The following is a 19,074-nucleotide window of genomic DNA, read 5'->3' as shown; positions in this document are numbered from 1 at the left end:
CGACAGGTGACCTCCGGAGCGGGTTTGGTTGAACGGGCCCGGAACCTGCTGGCCGCCGCCGGCCGCATCGCCGTGCTGACCGGGGCCGGCATCTCCACCGAGTCGGGCATCCCGGACTTTCGCGGCCCGAACGGGCTGTGGACCAAGAACCCCGGCGCGGAGCGGATGTCGGACCTGCGTACCTACCTCACCGACCCGGACGTGCGGCGCCGCTCCTGGCAGGCCCGCGCCGCGCACAGCGCCTGGGACGCCAAGCCCAACGCGGGGCACCGCGCCCTGCTCGATCTCGAGCGCGACGGACGCCTGCTGGCCATCCTCACCCAGAACATCGACCGCCTGCACCAGCGCGCCGGCTCCGACCCGGAGCTGGTGGTCGAGCTGCACGGCAACATGTTCGACACCGTGTGCATGTCCTGTGCCGACCGCCGGCCGATGCGGGAGGCGCTGGACCGGGTCGCGGCCGGCGAGCCCGACCCGCCGTGCCCGCGCTGCGGCGGCATCCTGAAGTCGGCGACCATCTCGTTCGGCCAGGCGCTCGACCCGGAAGTGCTGGACCGGGCCAGGAGCGCCGCCCAGACCTGCGACCTGATGCTGGCCGCCGGCAGCTCGTTGACCGTGCAGCCGGCCGCCGGCCTGGTCGGGCTGGCCGCCGCGGCCGGCGCGACCGTGGTCGTGTGCAACGGATCCGAAACCCCCTACGACGGCCTGGCCGCGGTGGTGCTGCGCGAGCCGCTCGGCCGCACGCTTCCCGCACTCGTGTAGCGGTTACGGAACGCAATCCCGCACCCCAGCCACCGCCGGCTCGTTAGGCAACGTGTGAGGATGCTTGCATCGGCAACGACAGCGCTCGCTCAGGTCGTGCTGGACGAGATCGAACAGGCGGTGGTGGGCAAACGGGACGCGCTCACGCTGATCCTGCTCGGCGTGCTGGCCCGCGGCCACGTGCTCATCGAGGACCTGCCCGGGGTGGGCAAAACGCTGATCGCCCGGTCGTTCGCGGACGCCCTCGGCTTGCGGTTCACCCGCATCCAGTTCACGCCCGACCTGCTGCCGGCCGACCTGATCGGAGCCACGATCTACGAACAGTCCCGGAAGATCTTCAACTTCCGGCCCGGCCCGGTGTTCACCAACCTGCTGCTGGCCGACGAGATCAACCGGACCCCGCCGAAGACCCAGGCCGCGCTGCTGGAGGCGATGGCCGAGGGACAGGTCAGCGTGGACGGCAACACCCACCGGCTGCCCGACCCGTTCATCGTGCTGGCCACCGACAACCCGATCGAGTACGAGGGCACCTACCCGCTGCCCGAGGCCCAACTGGACCGGTTCACGCTGCGCGTGCGGCTGGGCTACCTCCCCCGCGCCGGCGAGCTGGAGATGCTGCGCCGCCGGCTGGACCGCGGGTCCGCCCCGGCACAGCTGCGCGCGGTGGTCGGCCCGGACGAGGTGCTGGCCATGTGCGAGTCGCTGGAGTCGGTGATCGTGGACGACCAGGTCCTGGAGTACGTCGTCGGGCTGGCCGCCGCCACCCGCGAGCACCCGAGGATCGAGGTCGGGGTGAGTCCGCGGGCCGAGCTGGACATGGTGCAGCTGGCCCGGGCCCGGGCGGTGCTGGCCGGTCGGGACCGGGTGCTCGCCGAGGACGTCGCGGCGCTGGCGGTGCCGGCCTGGGCGCATCGGATCAGCCTGGTGCCGGAGATGTGGGTCCGCCGGGTGCGCGGCGAGCAGCTGATCGAAGAGCTGGTCGCCCAGCGGCCCGCGCCCCGGCTGTGCGAGCTGGGATGACCGTCCGGCGGACGGCGCTGTGCTGGCAGCTCTCCCCGCTGGCCCTCGCGCTGCTCACCACCTCGGTCACCGCGCTGACGTTGGCCGTGGTCGGTCGCCGGCCGGAGCTGGTGGCGTTCACCGCCCCGCTGCTCGGCGTGCTGGCCGGGATCTGGGGAGCCGGCCGGCCGGCCACGCACGTCCTGGTGCACGCCGAGCCGGCCGAGCCACGCTGCTTCGAACGGGAGACCGTGCCGGTGCGGGTGACCGCCACCGCGGCCGGCGGAATCGGCACGCTGTCCGTGCGCCCGCGCCCGCCGGCCGGCATCGAGGCGCTGCCCGGCGGACTGCGGGCCGGCCGCTGGGGCCGGTACCGGGTGCCGGTGGTGGTCACCGCCCGGGCCGCCGGCGGCCTGCTGACCGCGACTGCCGTGGTGGCCGCGATCGACCTCCGGGTCTACCCGAGGCCGCCGGCAGCGCGGACGGTCGTGCGGCCGAACGAGCTGCTCGACCGGCTCGGTGTCCACATCGGACGGATGCGCGGCGGCGGGCTGGAGTTCGCCGGCATCCGGCCGTACGAGCCGGGTGACCCGCTGACCAAGCTGAACTGGCTGGCCAGCTCCCGGTTGGGCCGGCCGCACGTCACCGAGCGGCTGGCCGAGCGGGCCACCGACGTGGTCGCGCTGATCGACACCACCAACGGGTGCGGCCTGGACCTGGCGGTGCACGGCGCGGCCGGGATCGCGCAGGCGGCCCTGTGCCGCGGCGACCGCGCGGGGGTGCTCGCCCTCGGCGGCCCGGCCCGCTGGCTCGGCCCGGACATCGGGCGCCGGCAGTTCTACCGGATCGTGGACACCGTGCTGGACGCCACCGGCGGGTCGTCCGGCGCGCCGGCCAGTCCGCCCCGGGCCGCGCTGCCGCCGCGCAGCTGCGTGCTCGCGTTCAGCCCGCTGCTCGACGCCCGGGTCGGCCCGGTGCTGGCCGACCTGCGCGCCCGGGGGCACACCGTGCTGGTGATCGACGTGCTGCGCCGCCCGGTGACGCCGGTCGACCCGCTGATCACGCAGCTGTGGCGGGCCGACCGGGCGGTGCTGCGCCGGGATCTGGCCGCCGCCGCGATCCCGGTGCTGCCCTGGACCGAGGGTGCATCGCTGGACGAGGTGCTGGCCGACGCTAGGTCGTTTTCCTTGCCACGCCGGCGAACCCGGGAAACCGCTCCGGGTCGTCGGTGAAGTAGCTGATCCCGTCCGGGCGCCACAGCGGCAGCGTGACCACGCCCGGCTCGACCAGCTCGTACCGGTCGAACAGAGCCGAGATCTCCTCCTGCGAGCGGAGCACCACCGGGTTGGCGGTATTGGCGTAGACCTTCTCGAACCGCTCGAGGAACTCCCGCGGCTGCCCGGTCATGCTCATGTGCGACAGGGCCAGATAGCTGCCGGCCGGTAACGCCTCCCGGTACCGGCCCAGAACCCCGGCCAACCCGTCGGAGTCGGGCACGAAGTGCAGCACCGCCACCATGAGCAGACCGATCGGCTGATCGAAGTCGATCACGCGGCGCAGCTCCGGGGCGGCCAGCACCGCGTCCACGTCCCGCATGTCGGCGTGCACGAAGGCGGTGCGGTCATTGCCGGCCAGCACGGCTTGGCCGTGCGTCACGGCCACCGCGTCGATGTCGACGTAGACCACCCGGGCCTCCGGGTCGCCCAGTTGGGCGATCTCGTGCACGTTGCCGGAGGTCGGGATGCCGGAGCCGAGGTCGATGAACTGCCGGATGCCGGAGCCGACCAGGAACCGCACCGCCCGCTGCAGAAACGCCCGGTTGGTGCGGGCGCCGGCGACGGTGGCCGGCAGCGCGGCGATCGCTCGCTCGGCGGCCTCCCGGTCGATCGCGAAGTTGTGGGCCCCGCCCAGGTAGTAGTCGTACATCCGGGCCGCGCTGGGCTGGTCGAGGTTCACCTTCGGTGGCACGCTCTCCGGCCAGCTCCCTGCCTGATCCATCGACTCCCGTTCCGTTAGATCTTTGCATCAAGGACTACACATTTGGTTGGATCTTGTCCATACTGTCCGCTCATGCGAATGATCAACCTACGCCGGTCCGCCGTTACCGTGGCCGCTGCCCTCGTCGCCGGAAGCCTCTGGCTGACCGGATCTCCGGCGTACGCCTTCGATGGCGCGTTCTTCCACACGCAGAGCACCGGCAACCGCGGCGTTGACGTGCAAGCGATCCAGCATTTGCTGACGCACCACGGGTTTGCGGTCGACCCGATCGGCGTGTTCGGCCCGGCGACCAACACCGCGGTGCGCTCGTTCCAGTCCGCCCGCGGCCTATCCGTCGACGGCATCGTCGGGCCGAACACCTGGGCCGCCCTGGTTCCCGTGCTGCGCCAGGGAAACAGCGGCTCCGCGGTGCGTGCGCTGCAGGTCGAGCTGAACGAGAAGCGTCGCCTCTCGCTCGCGGTCAACGGCGTGTTCGACGCCGCCACCGATGCGGCCGTGCGGTCCTTCCAGCAGCACGCCGGCATCGGGGTCGACGGCGTCGCCGGTGCGATGACCTGGCGCAACCTGGTGTGGCACCACGGTTATCCGGACTTCTCGGTCGGCATCTGTGACCAGGACCCGGACGGCAACGGCACCGCCGCCAACTGGGCCACCGCCGCCGCCATCGGCCAGCTGGAGCGGGCCGTGGGGATCTTCGCCGGCACCGGCAACGGCCGGGTTCCGATGGGCGACGCCGGTTTCGAGCACGGCGGCGACATACCCGGGCACGCCAGCCACGAGGTCGGGCTGGACATCGACATCTGGCCGGTCCGCACGGACAGCGCGCAGTGCACGGCCGGACGGATCACCTGGCAGTCGGCGACCTACGACCGGGCCGCCACCCGGCAGCTGATCAACGAGATCCGCGCCGCCGCGCCCGGCCACGTCCGGCTGATCTTCTTCAACGACCCGACGCTGATCGCCGAGGGACTGACCACCAGCCAGCCCAACCACGACAACCATCTGCACGTGCGCTACTGCGAACGTGGGCACCCGAACAGCCTCTACACGTGCTGATCGGGCGGGCGTAGGTTCGCAAGGGTCCGATATTCCGGTTGTGCTCAGGAGGCGCACCGTGAACGACGAAAACCCTGCCATCTCCCGAAGAAACGTCCTGGCCGGCGCGGCCGTGCTCGGCAGCGTACCGATCATCGGGGCGACCGCCGCGCACGCGGACGAACAGACCGGCGACCGCGGCGGCCGGGTTCCCCCCGACATCCGGGCGATGCTGCGGGAGATCAACCCGCGCAACATCGAGCGGACCATCAACACGCTGGTCTCGTTCGGCACCCGCAACACGCTGTCCGCCCAGGACCACCCGACCCGGGGCATCGGCGCCGCACGGGACTGGCTGTTCGCCGAGTTCACCAGCGCGGCCGCGGCCTCCGGCGGGCGGATGACCGTCGAGCTGCAGTCCTACATCCAGGGGGTGGCACCGCGGATCCCGGTGCCCACCCCGATCACCAACGTGGTGGCCACCCTGCGCGGCAGCTCGCCGGACTCGGTGGACCGCACCTACGTGGTGAGCGGCCACTACGACTCGATGCCGACCAGCGTCACCGACTTCACCTCGGACGCGCCCGGTGCCAACGACGACGCCTCGGGCGTGGCCGCGGTGCTGGAGATGGCCCGGGTGATGGCCACCCGCACGTTCGACGCCACCATTGTGTTCATGGCCGTGGCCGGCGAGGAGCAGGGCCTGCTCGGCTCGAACCACTTCGCCACAACGGCCAAGGCCGCCGGCCGCAACATCGCCGGGATGTTCACCAACGACATCATCGGCAGTTCGGTCGGCGGCGCGGGCGAGCGGGAGCCGTTCACCGTCCGACTGTTCGGCGAGGGCCTGCCAACCGTGGCGAACCCGGCCCTGGAGACCGACTGGCGGCGGTTCGGCGGTTGGGAGACCGAGGGCCCACCGCGCCAGCTCGCCCGCTACATCAAGGATGTCGCCGAGAACGACGCCACCCGGATGAAGGTGAAGATCATCTACCGGCGGGACCGGTTCGGCCGGGGCGGCGACCACATCCCGTTCCTGCAGCAGGGCTATCCGGCGGTCAGGTTCACCGAGACGAACGAGGACTACCGGCACCAGCACATCGACGTCGCGGTGCGCGACGGGGTGCAGTTCGGTGACCTGCCCGAGTTCTGCGACTTCGACTACATCGCCCGAGTGGCACGGGTGAACGCGATCTCGCTGGCCAACCTGGCTCGATCGCCGGCCGCGCCGGCCGGCGCGCTGTTCAACGTGCAGGGCCTGCGGTCGGACACGGTCCTGCGCTGGAACCCCAACACCGAGGTCAACCTGTCCGGCTACGAGGTCGTCGTGCGGGACACCACGGACCTGGAATGGGAGGACGTCATGCCGGTCGGCAACGTCACGAATGTGACGTTCCCGAACACCTCGAAGGACAACTTCCTCTACGGCGTGCGCGCGGTGAACCGCAACGGCTTCCGGAGCCCGGTCAGCTTCCCGAGCGCCACGTCGACCTAGGGTCGCGGTCCAGGAACCGCCGCGCTCGCGCCGCTCAGGGCTCGAGCAGTGCGGCGGGGCGCACGGCGGCGTTGCCGAACCGCCCGCGGGCGGCGTCGGCAGCGGCGTCGGCGTCCCGCCAGCCGCGTTCGGGCGCGTCCAGGGTGAGCTGCTCGGCGTCGCCTGCGCCGAGTTGCTCCACCCGCACGCCGATCAGCCGGATCGCACCGGGCGGGGTCTGTCCGTCCAGCAACTGGGTGGCGGTGCGGTAGATCTCCTGGGTCACGTCGGTGGCCACGGGCAGCGTGCGGGACCGGGTGATTGTGCTGAAGTCGCCGAACCGCACCTTGATCGACACGGTGCGGCCGCGCAGCCCGCGCCGGCGCAGGCTGGCCGCGGTGCGCTCGGACAGCCGCAGCAGCTCTCGCCGGACCGCCTCCCGGTCGGCCAGGTCGACGTCGAAGGTCTCCTCCGCACCGATCGACTTCTCCGCGACGTCCGGCTCGACGGCGCGCTCGTCGTGCCCGTTGGCCAGCGCCCACAGGTGCTCGGCCACGGCCACCCCGAGGGTGCGGCGCAGCCGGGGCAGCGGCGTGGCCGCCACGTCGCCGATCCGCTCGAGGCCCACGGCGACCAGCCGCTCCGCCGTGCGCTGCCCGACGCCCCACAGCGCCGAGACCGGCAGCGGGTGCAGGAACGCGAGCACCTCCGTGCGCGGCACGACGACCATCCCGTCCGGCTTGGCCAGCCCCGACGCGAGTTTGGCCACGAACGGCGTCGATGCCACCCCGACCGAGCAGGTGAGGTCGTGCTCGGCCAGCACCCGCCCGCGTAACTGCGCCCCGAGCCGCGCCGGGCTGGTCCGCAGCCGGCGCAGCGCCCCGCCCACGTCGAGGAACGCCTCGTCCAGGCTCAGCGGCTGCACCAGTGGGGTCAGCTCCCGGAACGCCGCCATGACCGCCCGGGACACCCGCTCGTACTTCTCCCGGTGCGGCGGCAGGAACACCGCCTGCGGGCAGAGCCTTCTGGCCCGCGCGGCCGGCATCGCCGAGCGCACCCCGAACGTGCGCGCCGGGTAGTTGGCGGCCAGCACCACCGCCCGCGGACCGCCGCCGGCCACCACCACCGGCCGGTCCTTCAGCTCCGGTCGCTCGCGCAGCTCCACCGACGCGAAGAAGGCGTCCATGTCGACGTGCAGGATCGGGCAGCCGGTGTCGTCGGGCCAGCCGTCCGGCCCGACGTCCGCCGCCGCCCGGTACCGCTCGACCAGCCCGCGCGGCAGATCCCCACTGCGTCCCACGGGGCAAGCATGCCAGCCGGGACCGACAGTTCCGGGTCAGCGGCGCGCGATCGCGTGCAGCCGGGTGGCCACGTCGCGCAGCGGCGCCAGCGTGGCCACCCGCAGCTCCAGCTCGGCGAGGGCGTCCGCGGCCCCCGGGCTCTGCTCGAGCACCGGTCCGGGCACCATGTCGGAGAGCACCCCGCTGCCCTGCATCAGCTCCACCGCCAGGCCGGCGTCGACCAGCAGCCGGCGCAGGCCCTCGGTGTCGAACCGGCGCAGCAGCGACTCGCCGGGCAGCTGCCCGGCCGGGTCGTCGAGCAGCACCCGGGCGTCGGCGAGCCGGCCGGCCAGCGCCCGGTGCAGCACCGCGGCGAACCGGTTGGCCACCAGCACCGAGACCGCGCCGCCCGGGGCGAGTGCCTCGGCGATCGCGGCCACCGTGTTCTTCGGGTCCTCGACGACCTCGAGCAGCCCGTGCGCAAGGGCGAGGTCGGCGCCACCCGGCGCGACGAGCGTGCCGAGCAGGTCGCTGTCGCCCTGCACCGCGGTGATCCGCCCGGACACGCCCGCCTCCTCGGCCCGGCGGTGCAGGGTGGCCAGCGCGTTCGGGCTCGGCTCCACCACGGTGACCAGGCAGCCGGCGGCGGCCAGCGGCACGGCCAGGGTGCCGCTGCCCCCGCCGACGTCCAGCACCCGGGGCGGCATGCCGGCCCGGCGGTCCCGGGCGGCGGCCAGTTCGGCGTCGAGCGCACGGCGAACGGCGTCCAGTCGCATGGGCAGAGCGTAGGACCGTAAGGTTCCGTGCGTGCGAACGGTGGCGGTGCTCAGCCTCAAGGGTGGGGTCGGCAAGACCACCGTTGTGCTCGGCCTGGCCTCGTCGGCCATGCGCCGCGGAGCCCGCACACTGGTCGTCGACCTGGACCCGCAGTGCAACGCCACGGCCACGCTCGACCCGGAGGACACCGCGACCACGCTCGCCGACGTGTTGGAGACGCCGCGCCCGACCGTGCTGCGCGAGGCCATCGCGCACAGCGGCTGGAGCGACGAGGTGGACGTGCTGGTCGGTTCGGAGGACCTGGAGGTGCTCAACGACCCGGATCCGGACTCCCGCCGGCTCGGCAAGCTCGGCCGGGCGCTGACCGCGCTGTCCTCACTGCTGGAGGACGGGGAGCTGCCCTACCAGCTGGTGCTGCTGGACTGCCCGCCGTCGCTCGGCAGGCTCACCCGCTCGGCCCTGGTGGCCGCGGACGGCGCGCTGCTGGTCACCGAGCCGACGCTGTATGCGGTGTCCGGCGCAAACCGGGCGTTCGACGCGCTCGAGGAGACCCGCGAGCAGCACAACCCGGACCTGGTGCCGCTCGGCGTCGTGGTGAACCGGGTCCGGCCGCACTCCTACGAGCACCAGTACCGGATCGCCGAGCTGCGGGAGAGCTTCGGCTCGCTGATCATGCCGGTGGCCCTGCCGGACCGGCTGGCCGTACAGCAGGCGCAGGGCGCGTGCACGCCGATCCACCTGTGGGCCACGCCCGGCGCCCGGGAGATCTCGCTGGCCTTCAACCTGCTGCTGGCCCGGCTGCTGCGTACCGGGGGCCGCGGCCGGCACCAGGCGATCAGCTGGCCGGCCCGGGACGGGGACCCCGACCACGACCCGGACGGCTGACCCCGGTGCCCGAGGGCGACACCGTGTTCCTGACCGCCCGCCGGCTGGCCGCCGCGCTGGCCGGAAAGGTCCTGGTGCGCGGGGAGATCCGACATCCCCGACTGTCCACAGTAGACTTCGCGGGGCGCGTCGTGCGCGGCGCCGGCAGCGTCGGAAAGCACCTGTTCATCCGGTTCGACCGGGAGTTGAGCCTGCACAACCACCTCGGGATGGACGGCTCGTGGCGGCTGGCCGGCCCGGCCGCCCGACTGGGCCACCAGGTCCGTGTGGTGCTGGTCACAGCGGACAAGGCCGCGATCGGAGTCAACCTGCACAAGCTCGCCCTCGTCCCCACCACCGAGGAGCATCGCCTGGTCGAGCACCTCGGACCGGACCTGCTGGCCGCGGACTGGTCCGACGCGCACGCCGCCGAGGCGGCGCGCCGGCTGTCCGGCCAGCCGGACCGGGAGATCGGCGTCGCGCTGCTCGACCAGCGCGCCATGGCCGGGGTCGGCAACGTCTACAAGGCCGAGGTGTGCTTCCTGCTCGGCGTCTCGCCGTGGACCCCGGTGTCCGAAGTGGACTCGGAGCGGGCGGTCCGGCTCAGCCGGGAACTGTTGCTGCGCAACACGGCCACCTTCGACCGCAGCACCACTGGGGACACCCGCCGGGACCGCCGGCTGTGGGTGTACGGCCGCGCCCGGTCCGGCTGCCTGCGTTGCGGCGGCCCGGTTCGAGTGGCCGACCAGGGCGACGACGCCCGCGAGCGAATCACCTACTTCTGCCCGGCCTGCCAACCGGGACCGCATCCGTGAATTCTCTTGGCGACCGGGCCGCTCGCCTATTACGTTGGCGGTACACGAGAGAGGAGGTGGTCCAACGGTGAATACTGATGGGACTCGTGAGGTGGCTGTCCGCTAGGACCACCGATCGGACAATTTTGGGTTGGCCGGCCTCGGTGGGCCGGCGAATACCAGGCAGTCACCCACCCCCCGGAGTCTCTGGGACCTAGTCCGCCCCAGGGCCCGCGCACCGAACGGTTCGCGGGAAGCATGCTCCGGGGGGTTGTCCTATTTCTCCTCCAACTCGGCCAGCCGCTGCTCGGCCTGCTGGACCTGCCGCCAGGCCGCCCCGGCCTGCCGCTCGGACTCCTTGGCCGCCCGGCGGGCCGTCGCGACCAGCCCTCTGGCCCGCCGCTCCCGGGTCTCGGCCGCGTCCAGCTCCTCGCCCAGCCGGTGGACCTCGGCCGCCGCCTCCTGCGCGGCCGCATCGGCGTCGGCCAGCGCCCGCTCGTCGTCGGCCCGGGCGGCCTCGGCCTCCTTGACCCCCGCCCGCGCCTCCTCCAGCGCCAGCCGGGCCCGGTCCAGCGCGTCGTCGGGCTTCTTCTTCGATGTCTGCTTCGGTTCCGGTTTCGCGCGCGGAGCCGGTGGCCCGGCCGGTGCGCCGACCGGCCAGCCGGCGGTCGGGGCGAAGCCCTTCGCCGAGGTCAGGCAGCCGGACACCAGGGCCTGCCCGGCGTCGGCGTCGGCCACCGCCCGGGTGAGCACCTCCTCGAGCTCGCGCAGCACCGACTCGCTCAGCCCGTTGCCGTGCCGCTGCTGGGCCCGCTCCAGCAGGTCCCGGATCAGCCCGGTGCGTTCCTGGGACAGCTCCCGGATCCGGGCACCGTCCAGCTTCTCGTGCGCCTCCCGCAGGTCGTCGCCCAGCCCGGCGAGCGCGCCGACCTCGGCCGCGTCGGTGCGGGCGAGCTGGTTGGCCACCCAGGCCGCGGTGCTTGGCTTGGTCAGCTTGGCGATCTCGGTCGCCGCCGCGACGTCACCGGCCGCGCGGGCCCGGCCGGCCAGCTCCTTGCGCAGGGCGATGAACTCCTCGCGGGGGGCGGCGTAGAGCTCTTGGACGGCGTCGGCCAGCGCGGTGTCGGACACGGGCTCCATCATCCCCCGTGACACGATGCCTTGGTGATCTATTCCCGGGTGCTGCGCCAGCATCTGTTCCGGATCGGCCACGGCGATCCCGAGGCGGCGCACGAGCGGACCCTGGCGACGCTGGCCCGGCTCGGCCGGCACCCGCGGCTGGTCTCGCTGCTGCACCGCTGGTTCGGCGCCGACGCGCCGCGGACCGTGTTCGGCGTGCGGTTCCCCAGCCCGGTCGGGCTGGCCGCCGGGATGGACAAGGACGGCCTCGCGCTGCCCGCCTGGCCCGCGCTCGGCTTCGGCTTCGTCGAGGTCGGCACGGTCACCCGGCAGGCCCAGCCGGGCAACCCGCGACCCCGGCTGTTCCGGCTGCCGGCCAGCGCCGCGATCATCAACCGGATGGGCTTCAACAACGCCGGCGCCGAGGCGCTGGCCGCCCGGCTGCACGACCTCGGTCCACTTCGGACACCGCTGGGCATCAGCATCGGGAAGTCCCGCGCCACACCCGCGGCCGGCGCGGTCGAGGACTACCTCGAAGCGTTCCGGGTGCTCCGCCACCACGGCGACTACTTCGCGATCAACATCAGCTCCCCCAACACGCCGGGCCTGCGCGCCCTGCAGGACCGCGCGGCGCTGGACGCGCTGCTCGGCGCGCTGCGCGCGGAGGCCACCGTGCGGCTGCTTGTGAAGATCGCTCCCGACCTGACCGACCACGCGATCGCCGACCTGCTCGACGTGTGCGCGGTGCACGCGGTGGACGGCATCATCGCGACCAACACCACGCTCGCCCGGGACGGCCTGGCCCCGGCCGACGCGGCCCGCGCCGAGGAGACCGGCGGCCTGTCCGGCCCGCCACTCGCCGCCCGCGCGCTCGCCGTGGTCGACTTCGTGGCAAGGGAGACCGGCGGCCGCCTCCCGATCATCGGCGTCGGCGGCATCGCCACCCCCGACGACGCCACCCGCATGTTCGACGCGGGCGCGAGCCTCGTGCAGCTCTACACCGGGTTGGTCTACCAGGGTCCGGGACTGGTCCGGAAGATCAACCGGGCGGCGCTACTCCGGCGATAGCTCGCGCAGGGCCAGCGCGAGGCCGGCGAGGTGTTCGGTGGCGTCGTTGAGGTCGTGTCTGGGGTCGCCGAGGGAGCTGGCGGCGAGGACCCGGCCGGCGGCGGCGACCAGGCTGCCGTAGCCGTCGACACCCTCGTCGAGTTGGGTGCGCAGCCGGCGGACGGCGTCGGCGAGTGGGCCGCGCTCCAGCGGCGGGGCGTGGTCGCGGGCGCGTTCGACCGCATGCAGCTGGGCCGCCACGTCCCGCAGGACCACGGCGGCGTCGGCGCCGGTCTGCCGGGTGTGCTCGACCGACTCGGTCGACACCGAGCCGCCGCGGGCGATCTGGGCGAGCAGGTCGGCCAGGGTGCTCTCGGCCTCGACCAGGCGCTGGATGGGCGCCCGGGCCATCGAGCCCTTCGGGGGGAGGGCGGCGCGCGCCGGCCCGGCCGAGCCGGCGGGCTCCAGCTCACGCTGCTGCCGGGAGAGCACCCGCATCCGCTGTCCGGAGCGGAACGCGAACGTGCCGGCGATCATGCCCATGATGATCGAGCCGATCGCGGTCGCCTCCTCCATGGCGCCGAGCAGCGCCGCCACCGTGATCACCATGCAGATCGCGGTGACCAGCGCCCACACGGTGGTCCAGCGCGACGCCCAGGCGTGCCGCCGGGCCAGCCGGGCGCGCTGCCGGCGCAGCTGGTCCTGGTTGGTGCCGCGCTGGGCGACGGCGTTGGAGAACTGCTGGACATGCTGCATCACGGGTCCGCGCAACTGCTCGGCCAGAGCGATCAGCCGTCTTAACTCGTTTGCGCGTCCCATGGCAACGGATCAGGACCCGGGCTGCGGGTTGGCCTTCTGCTCCTGGGCCACCCGCTGCGCGATCTCGGCCTGGATGTTGGACGCGGACGGCGACCCGGACGACGATCCGGCGGACGAGGACCCGGACGTGCCGGCGGTGACCTGCCCGGCCACCGAGCCGCCGCGCATCGAGGCGCGGATCTGCTCCAGCCGGGACTGGCCGGCCATCTCCGTGGTGGAGGCCTGAACCTCCATCATCCGGCCCTGCACGGAGTTCTGTGCCAGCTCCGCGGAGCCGATCGCGGTCGCGTACCGCTTCTCGATCTTGTCGCGAACCTCTTCCAGCGACGGCACGTTGCCCGGGGCGGCCAGTTCGCTCATCTGGTTGAGCGACTTGGAGACCTGCTCCTGCATCTTGGCCTGCTCCAGCTGGCTGAGCAGCTTGGTGCGCTCGGCCAGCTTGTTCTGCAGCACCATGGCGTTGCGCTCGACCGCGGCCTTGGCCTGGGTGGCCGCCTGCAGGGCCTGGTCGTGCAGCGTCTTGAGGTCCTCGATGCTCTGCTCGGCGGTGACCAGCTGGGTGGCGAAGGACTGCGCCGCGTTCTCGAACTGGGTGGCCTTCTGCTCGTCACCCTTGGACCGCGCCTCGTCGGCCAGCACGAGCGCCTGGCGGGCGGACGCCTGCAGCTTCTCCACCTCGCCCAGCTGCCGGTTCAGCTTCATCTCGAGCTGGCGCTGGTTGCCGATCACCGCGGCGGCCTGCTGCGAGAGGGCCTGGTGCTGACGCTGCGCCTCCTCGATGGCCTGCTGGATCTGCACCTTCGGGTCGGCGTGCTCGTCGATCTTCGACGAGAACGCCGCCATCAGGTACTTCCAGAACTTCACAAAGGGGTTGGCCATCTCCTCCGCCTGCCTTCTCCGTGCTCTGGCTGCTCTCGCGGTTGTGTAGAGCAACGCCCCGCCGTCGCTGTGAGTTCCATCGTTCCAGGTACACCGTTGCCGATCCACCGCACCCCGGAGAAATCAGGGATGGCCCTGATCATTCCCCGTGGTCCCTGAGTCGGCCTCCGGGTCGATGGCAGCCTAGGCGGCGAAGACGACCCCGGCACGGGTGTTGGACAACGCGGTCGGCAGGCGGTGGCTGAGCGCGGGTTGGATGCGCAGGTCGGCAAGGCTGTCCCCGACCACGGCCGGGACCAGACGACCCGCGTCCACCGAGTCGACCGACGCGCGCGGCGCCGGCTCGCGCCGTCCGGTGGCCGGACCGGCCGGCTCGGGCTGCGGCGGAACCGGGTCGGGCACGGCGTCCGGAACGGCGGTGAGCACGTCGAGATCGCTCGCCACGTTGTGCAACAGCTCGGCGAGCGGCAGCTCGAGTGCGTCGCAGATGGCGGCCAGCAGCTCGCTCGACGCCTCCTTGCGGCCCCGCTCGACCTCGGACAGGTATCCGAGGCTCACCCGGGCGGACCGGGAAACCTCACGCAACGTGCGCCTTTGGTTGGTGCGGGCGTGGCGAAGCCGATCACCGATGGCCTCGCGCAGGAGCACGGTCATCGCGCGCCTCCCTTCGTCCGGCGGGTCCAGCCGAGCACAGTAGCTACGTTACCGAGCCGATGCGGCCGTCCGCAGCGACCCGGCCCACCCGTCCGCCAAGGGCGAACGAGCGGTCCGGCCCTCATGTTCCCCCGCACCGGGCGCACCCTGCTCAACGACCGCTCGGCGACCGGTCGATTCCGGCTTGAAGCAGCTCCACGGCGCGCCGGACGGCGGCCGCCCGCACCGCGTGCCGGTCACCGCCGGTGAGCAGCGTGTCCACGATCACCGGACCCGGACCGGCCACCCCGATGTGCACGGTGCCCGGCCGCACCCCGTCCTGCGGGTCCGGCCCGGCCACCCCGGTCAGCCCGATCCCCCAGCTCGCCTGGCACCGGTCCCGGGCCCCGGCGGCCAGCTCCTCGGCGATCAGCGGGTGCACCGCCCCGTGCTCGTACAGCGCCCGCCCGTTCACCCCGGCCAGGGCGACCTTGAGCTGGCTGGCGTAGACGACCAGCCCGCCGCGGACCACCGCGCTGGCCCCGGGGACGCCGGTGAGCACCGCGCACACCAGCCCGCCGGTCAGCGACTCGGCGGTGGCCACCGTCTCGTTGCGGGCCCGCAGCGCCTCGATGACCGCGACCACCCGGTCCGGCTCGATGCCCAGCGCCTCGGCAAGCCCCGTCACCCGGTGCCCGGCAGGGCCCGCCGCGCGGTGGCGCGCAGCCGCACCGCCCGGTACACGTAGTCCAGCCCGGTGACCACGGTCAGCACCAGCGCCACGGCCATGACCGCCCAGCACAGCGGGTCGAACGCGGCCGGCAGCGGCAGCAGGAACAGGCCGATCGCGACGATCTGGGCGAGCGTCTTGGCCTTCCCGCCCCGGCTGGCCGGGATCACCCCGTACCGGATCACCCAGAACCGCAGCAGGGTCACGCCGAGCTCGCGCACGGCGATCACCACGGTCACCCACCAGGGCAGCTCACCGAGCAGGCTCAGCCCGACCAGCGCCGCGCCGACCAGCGCCTTGTCCGCGATCGGGTCGGCGATCTTGCCGAAGTCGGTGACCAGGCCGAACTTGCGCGCCAGCCGCCCGTCCACGTGGTCGGTGATCGAGGCGAGGGCGAACACGGTGAACGCGATCAGCTGCCAGGTGCTCGACTCGCCGCCCTCGGCGAACAGCGCCAGCAGGAACACCGGGACCAGCACCAGCCGGGTCACGGTGAGCAGGTTGGCGATGTTGACCAGCGGGATCACCGCCGCCGGCTCCGCGAGGCCGTCGACCGGCTGCACCGGCTCCGGAGTCATGGCCGGGCCCTGCGCGGCAGCACCTCGAGCGGATCGACCACCAGGTCGACCCCTTCCGCGGCGCGCACCGTGCCGCGGACCAGGTCGCCGGCCGCCAGCCCGGCTCCGTCCGGCAGCACGCACTCGCCGTCCACCTCGGGCGCCTGGTGTGCGGCCCGGCCGAGGCACTCCGCGCCGGCCTGCTCGACCAGCACGGTCACCTCCTCGCCGATCCGGTCCTCGGCCCGCTGCGCGGTGAGCTGCTCGACCAGGTCCGACACCCGGGCCACCCGCTCGGCGACGGCGTCCTCGTCGAGCTTGCCGGGCAGGCCCTCGGCCTCGGTGCCGTCCTCGTCGGAGTAGCCGAACACGCCGACCGCGTCCAGCCGGGCCGCGGTCAGGAACCGCTCCAACTCGGCCAGGTCCGCCTCGGTCTCGCCGGGGAACCCGACGATCACGTTGCTGCGGATGCCGGCGGCCGGGGCCAACCCGCGGATCCGGTCGATCAGCGCCAGGAACGAGCCGGTCGAGCCGAACCGGCGCATCCGGCGCAGCACCGGCTCGCTGGCGTGCTGGAACGACATGTCGAAGTAGTCGGCGACGCCGGGGGTGCCGGCGATGGCCTCGACCAGTGCCGGGCGGGTCTCGGCCGGCTGCAGGTAGGACACCCGCACCCGGTCCACCCCGGGCACCGCGGCCAACCGGGGCAGCAGCGCCTCGAGGCCGCCGAGCGAGCGGTCCAGGTCCTTGCCGTACGAGGTGGAGTTCTCGCTGACCAGGAACAGCTCCCGGGCGCCCTGCCCGGCCAGCCACGCGGCCTCGGCCACGATCTCGTCCGGATGCCGGGAGACGAACGCCCCGCGGAACGACGGGATCGCGCAGAACGCGCACCGCCGGTCGCACCCGGAGGCGATCTTCAGCGGGGCCACCGGCGCGTCGTCCAGCCGCCGGCGCAGCACCCGGGGGCCCCAGCCGTGACCGGGCAGCGCCACCTCGCCGGCCGCCCGCTGCCGGTGTACCGGGGTGATCGGCAGCAGGGTGCGCCGGTCGGCCGGCACGTGCGACTCGACCCGGCGCCCGGCGACCACGTCGGCCAGCCGGTCGGCCAGGTCGGGGTAGTGGTCGAAGCCCAGCACGGCGGCCGCCTCCGGCATGCTCTCGGCCAGCTCGACCCCGTACCGCTCGGCCATGCAGCCCACCGCGACGACCTTGGCGCCCGTGTCGGCGGCGGCCAGCAGGGTGTCCACCGAGTCCTTTTTGGCCGACGCCACGAACGCGCAGGTGTTCACCACCACCACGTCCGCACCGCCGGGACCGTCCGCGTCGACCAGCTCCCAGCCGCCCTCGCCCAGCCGCCCGGCCAGCTCCTCGGAGTCGACCTCGTTACGCGCGCACCCGAGGGTGAGCAGCGCGACCCGACGAGAGGATTCCGGAGCAGACACGACTCACAGCGTAACCGGGCTGCCGGCGGTCAGGACCGGGCCAGCGTGAAGTCGAAGGACGCCCGGTCGCCGTCGAAGCCGGTGATGAGCGCGTCCTTCACACCGAACACCGCGTCCGAGCCCAGATGCGGGTCGCCGGCCACGAAGATGTGCGTGACCAGGGTCCGGAAACCGGGCGCGGTGATCTTGAAATGAATGTGCGCCGGGCGCATCGGGCCGCGGCCGGCCGCCTTGAGCAGGTCGCCGACCGGGCCGTCGTGGGGAATCGGGTAGGACTCCGGGCGCACCGAGGAGAACGAGTAGGCCCCGCTGGCGTCGGTGCGCAGCCGGGCCCGGCCCCGGGGCTGATCCAGGTCGGGGTACTGCACGTCGTAGTGGCCGGTCTCGTCGGACTGCCACACGTCGATCTCGGCGTCCGGGACCGGGTCGCCCGCCGGGGACCGGACCGTGCCGGAGAAGTGGCACGGCGTGCCGGGCGCGCCTGCGGAGATGTCCTCGCCGGCCGCGAACTCGGGCGCGCCGGGCACGAAGAACGGGCCGAGCACGGTGGACTCGGTGGCGGTGCCGCCGGTCGGGTGGTTCACGTCGATCACGGCCATCGAGGCACCGAGCACATCGGACAGCAGGATGAACTCCTGGCGCCGGTCGTCGCACTGCTGCCCGGTACGGGTCAGGAAGTCGATCGCGGCGGCCCACTCCGCCTCGGTCAGCCGCACCTCGCCGATGAACGCGTGCAGGTGCCGGACCAGGCTGGTCATGATCTCGGCGAACCGGGGCGAGGCGGCGCCGCCGAAGCTGGCCACCACCTGGTCGGTGAGCGTCACTCCCCCCACCCGCCCTGGTGCGCCGCGGCCAGGAACCGGCGCGCGGCGTCGGCGTCGAGGATCCCGGCCGCGGCCAGCTCGCCCGCGGCCCGGTCCAGTTGTTCCGCGCGCAGGCCCAGGTCGGCGAGCGAGGTGGGCGCGCCGATCTGCTCGGCCAGCGCCCGCAACCCGTCCGCGGCGCGCAGCGTGCCGAGCACGTCGGCCACCCCGCGCAGCGCCTCCGGCGTGCGGTCCTCGACCAGCGCGGCGGCGTAGGGCAGCACCACCGAGTGGGTCGGCGCGTGCGGCAGGCCGAACGTCCCGCCGAGCACGTGGCAGATCCGGTGGTGCGTCGCCGGGCCCACCGCGGCGAGCGTGGTGCCCGCCAGGTAGGCCCCGTAGCAGGCGGCGCCGCGCGCTTCCAGGTCGGCCGGGTCGGCGACCGCGCCGCGCAGCCCGGCGGCCAGCGCCCGCACCCCCTCCACCGCGAGCAGCGCGGTGACCGGGTCGGTGCCGGGCTGGTACGCGGCGCCCACGCAGTGCGCGAGCGCGTTCAGCCCGCTGGCCGCGGTCACGCCGGGCGGCAGCGTGACGAACAGCTCCGGGTCGTAGATCACCGTGCGGGGCAAGGCGGACAGCGACCGGTCGGTGCGCTTCCGGCCGCCCTCGGTGACGCCCCAGGTCGGGGTCATCTCGGAGCCGGAGTACGTGGTCGGCACCGCCACGATCGGCAAGCGCGCCTCCACGGCCACCGCCTTGGCGGTGCCGACCACCGAACCCCCGCCGATGCTCAGCAGGCAATCGGCCGCAGCCTCCTGCGCAGCTGTCCGTGCCGCATCGGCCGTCTCCCGTGGGACGTGTTCCTGCACATCGGTGCACACCCCCACCACCCGGTCACCAAGCGGCGCGACGAGGGCCGCGGCCAGCGGCTCGGCCCGCTTGGTGGTGATCAGGAGCACCCGGTGCCCGCGCTCGTCCACTTCGGAGCCGAGGTCGCGCCGGCTGCTGCCGGCACCGAACACCACCCGGCTCGGCATCGCCTGGTAGCGGAACGACCGCATG

Annotated in this window: 20 protein-coding genes; 8 read left to right on the top strand and 12 right to left on the bottom strand. The window is 73.4% G+C overall.

Annotation, left to right across the window (positions count from 1 at the left end; translation table 11 throughout):
* Positions 1-6 precede the first annotated feature (6 nt).
* Genes VFV67_RS08055 through VFV67_RS08045 form a run of 3 tightly spaced genes read left to right on the top strand, consistent with a single transcriptional unit; the run spans position 7 to position 2,993 of the window.
* A complete protein-coding gene (locus tag VFV67_RS08055; protein ID WP_326468455.1) occupies positions 7-762 on the top strand; it encodes a Sir2 family NAD-dependent protein deacetylase in 756 nt (251 codons plus the stop codon).
* Positions 763-822: 60 nt separating this feature from the next.
* Entirely contained in the window at positions 823-1,782 is a 960-nt protein-coding gene (locus VFV67_RS08050) for a MoxR family ATPase (RefSeq protein ID WP_326468453.1), read from the top strand.
* A complete protein-coding gene (locus VFV67_RS08045) occupies positions 1,779-2,993 on the top strand; it encodes a DUF58 domain-containing protein (protein ID WP_326468451.1) in 1,215 nt (404 codons plus the stop codon). The genes VFV67_RS08050 and VFV67_RS08045 overlap by 4 nt, the downstream gene beginning before the upstream one ends.
* On the opposite strand, the gene VFV67_RS08040 is transcribed toward VFV67_RS08045, so the two are convergent.
* A complete protein-coding gene (locus VFV67_RS08040) occupies positions 2,935-3,759 on the bottom strand; it encodes an SAM-dependent methyltransferase (RefSeq protein ID WP_326468449.1) in 825 nt (274 codons plus the stop codon). The two genes, VFV67_RS08045 and VFV67_RS08040, sit on opposite strands and share 59 nt — an antisense overlap.
* Before the next feature lie 72 nt (positions 3,760-3,831).
* Between VFV67_RS08040 and VFV67_RS08035 the strand changes: the two genes are divergently transcribed.
* Positions 3,832-4,815, top strand: coding sequence for a penicillin-insensitive murein endopeptidase (locus tag VFV67_RS08035; protein WP_326468447.1), 984 nt, complete (start codon positions 3,832-3,834; stop codon positions 4,813-4,815).
* A gap of 58 nt (positions 4,816-4,873) precedes the next feature.
* Positions 4,874-6,289 (top strand): M28 family metallopeptidase, encoded by a 1,416-nt coding sequence (locus VFV67_RS08030; RefSeq protein ID WP_326468445.1) that lies wholly within the window; start codon positions 4,874-4,876, stop codon positions 6,287-6,289.
* A 34-nt stretch (positions 6,290-6,323) separates the two neighbouring features.
* On the opposite strand, the gene dinB is transcribed toward VFV67_RS08030, so the two are convergent.
* Together dinB and VFV67_RS08020 are read right to left on the bottom strand one after the other, a co-directional pair.
* Positions 6,324-7,568, bottom strand: coding sequence for a DNA polymerase IV (dinB, locus tag VFV67_RS08025; RefSeq protein ID WP_326468443.1), 1,245 nt, complete (start codon positions 7,566-7,568; stop codon positions 6,324-6,326).
* Positions 7,569-7,604: 36 nt separating this feature from the next.
* Positions 7,605-8,324 (bottom strand): class I SAM-dependent methyltransferase, encoded by a 720-nt coding sequence (locus VFV67_RS08020; RefSeq protein WP_326468442.1) that lies wholly within the window; start codon positions 8,322-8,324, stop codon positions 7,605-7,607.
* 31 nt (positions 8,325-8,355) lie between these two features.
* Between VFV67_RS08020 and VFV67_RS08015 the strand changes: the two genes are divergently transcribed.
* Both VFV67_RS08015 and VFV67_RS08010 read left to right on the top strand, forming a co-directional pair.
* The gene (locus VFV67_RS08015; RefSeq protein WP_326468440.1) at positions 8,356-9,210 is read left to right on the top strand and encodes a ParA family protein; all 855 of its coding nucleotides are present in this window, start codon (positions 8,356-8,358) and stop codon (positions 9,208-9,210) included.
* A gap of 5 nt (positions 9,211-9,215) precedes the next feature.
* The gene (locus tag VFV67_RS08010) at positions 9,216-10,004 is read left to right on the top strand and encodes a DNA-formamidopyrimidine glycosylase family protein (RefSeq protein ID WP_326468439.1); all 789 of its coding nucleotides are present in this window, start codon (positions 9,216-9,218) and stop codon (positions 10,002-10,004) included.
* 255 nt (positions 10,005-10,259) lie between these two features.
* Here VFV67_RS08010 and VFV67_RS08005 read toward each other — a convergent pair whose 3' ends face one another.
* Complete coding sequence (locus VFV67_RS08005; RefSeq protein WP_326468438.1) at positions 10,260-11,114, bottom strand: hypothetical protein; 855 nt, start codon at positions 11,112-11,114, stop codon at positions 10,260-10,262.
* A 33-nt stretch (positions 11,115-11,147) separates the two neighbouring features.
* Between VFV67_RS08005 and VFV67_RS08000 the strand changes: the two genes are divergently transcribed.
* The gene (locus tag VFV67_RS08000) at positions 11,148-12,170 is read left to right on the top strand and encodes a quinone-dependent dihydroorotate dehydrogenase (RefSeq protein ID WP_326468436.1); all 1,023 of its coding nucleotides are present in this window, start codon (positions 11,148-11,150) and stop codon (positions 12,168-12,170) included.
* Here the strand turns inward: VFV67_RS08000 and pspM are convergent.
* From pspM to VFV67_RS07960, 8 genes are all read right to left on the bottom strand, one after another.
* Positions 12,156-12,968, bottom strand: a complete 813-nt coding sequence (gene pspM / locus VFV67_RS07995; RefSeq protein ID WP_326468434.1) for a phage shock envelope stress response protein PspM — start codon at positions 12,966-12,968, stop codon at positions 12,156-12,158. The genes VFV67_RS08000 and pspM overlap by 15 nt on opposite strands.
* A 9-nt stretch (positions 12,969-12,977) precedes the next feature.
* Positions 12,978-13,847, bottom strand: coding sequence for a PspA/IM30 family protein (locus VFV67_RS07990; RefSeq protein ID WP_326468432.1), 870 nt, complete (start codon positions 13,845-13,847; stop codon positions 12,978-12,980).
* 183 nt (positions 13,848-14,030) lie between these two features.
* Positions 14,031-14,501 carry a helix-turn-helix transcriptional regulator gene (locus tag VFV67_RS07985; RefSeq protein ID WP_326468430.1) on the bottom strand — a complete coding sequence of 157 codons (471 nt, stop codon included), beginning with the start codon at positions 14,499-14,501 and terminating at the stop codon, positions 14,031-14,033.
* Positions 14,502-14,652: 151 nt separating this feature from the next.
* Positions 14,653-15,168: a CinA family protein gene (locus VFV67_RS07980; RefSeq protein ID WP_326468428.1), complete on the bottom strand. Its 516-nt coding sequence runs from the start codon at positions 15,166-15,168 to the stop codon at positions 14,653-14,655.
* Positions 15,165-15,788, bottom strand: a complete 624-nt coding sequence (gene pgsA, locus VFV67_RS07975) for a CDP-diacylglycerol--glycerol-3-phosphate 3-phosphatidyltransferase (RefSeq protein WP_326468427.1) — start codon at positions 15,786-15,788, stop codon at positions 15,165-15,167. The genes VFV67_RS07980 and pgsA overlap by 4 nt, the downstream gene beginning before the upstream one ends.
* Positions 15,785-17,209 carry a 30S ribosomal protein S12 methylthiotransferase RimO gene (gene rimO, locus VFV67_RS07970; RefSeq protein WP_326468426.1) on the bottom strand — a complete coding sequence of 475 codons (1,425 nt, stop codon included), beginning with the start codon at positions 17,207-17,209 and terminating at the stop codon, positions 15,785-15,787. The genes pgsA and rimO overlap by 4 nt, the downstream gene beginning before the upstream one ends.
* A gap of 29 nt (positions 17,210-17,238) precedes the next feature.
* The gene (locus VFV67_RS07965) at positions 17,239-18,033 is read right to left on the bottom strand and encodes a dioxygenase (RefSeq protein ID WP_326468425.1); all 795 of its coding nucleotides are present in this window, start codon (positions 18,031-18,033) and stop codon (positions 17,239-17,241) included.
* Positions 18,030-19,073, bottom strand: a complete 1,044-nt coding sequence (locus VFV67_RS07960) for a maleylacetate reductase (RefSeq protein ID WP_326468423.1) — start codon at positions 19,071-19,073, stop codon at positions 18,030-18,032. Before VFV67_RS07960 ends, VFV67_RS07965 begins: the two co-directional genes overlap by 4 nt.
* Position 19,074: the final 1 nt, after the last annotated feature.

The sequence above is a fragment of the Actinophytocola sp. genome, assembly GCF_035762905.1.
Classification (GTDB): domain Bacteria; phylum Actinomycetota; class Actinomycetes; order Mycobacteriales; family Pseudonocardiaceae; genus DASYTH01.
This window is presented reverse-complemented; position numbering and strand designations above follow the sequence as displayed.